This is a genomic window from Saccharothrix xinjiangensis (genome assembly GCF_039527585.1).
Taxonomy (GTDB): Bacteria; Actinomycetota; Actinomycetes; order Mycobacteriales; family Pseudonocardiaceae; genus Actinosynnema; species Actinosynnema xinjiangensis.
This window is the reverse complement of record NZ_BAAAKE010000106.1, coordinates 1-515: the sequence shown is the minus strand read 5'-3', so window position 1 is coordinate 515 and position 515 is coordinate 1. Positions and strand designations below refer to the sequence as shown.

The 515-nt window shown below is 42.7% G+C and carries 1 protein-coding gene; it reads left to right on the top strand.

Annotated elements, in window-relative coordinates; translation table 11 throughout:
* The coding region (locus ABD223_RS43440; RefSeq protein ID WP_344044238.1) for a PD-(D/E)XK nuclease family protein at nt 1–515 on the top strand (515 nt) is incomplete at both ends.

Below are 515 nucleotides of genomic sequence, written 5' to 3'. Positions count from 1 at the left end.
TTGATATCCATATCTTTTACAACAGTATCGTTGATGAAAATAGTAGCGGAGAAGAAAGCCGATTTATAAAACAGCTACAATTTGAAAGCAACTTCCATTTTGTCACACATACCCAACAACAGCCGATCCGATTCCAAAATCCAGCGCCCGAGCTGATTGTCCACAAACAGGGCGCTGTCTGGTCAAACATGTATGACAGCTATATCCTCGGAAAAAAGAAACTGTCTGCAACGGCCTTAACAACGTATTTGCAATCACCCTTACAATTTTTCCTAAAACATGTTGCAGAAATTAAGGAACCGCCCACCATCTCCTACGAATTCGAAATGAACCGCCTGGGCACTGTTATTCACGAGGTGATGGAACAATTCCTTAAGCCGTTCAAAGGCATAAAACAGTGGACATCAACTACGCAACTAAAGGAAAAATTAATGCTGGTGGATCAACTGGTCGCCAATGAAATCGGCCGACAATATCATACGGAGACTCCTTCCGTTGATGCACTGAACAGCATG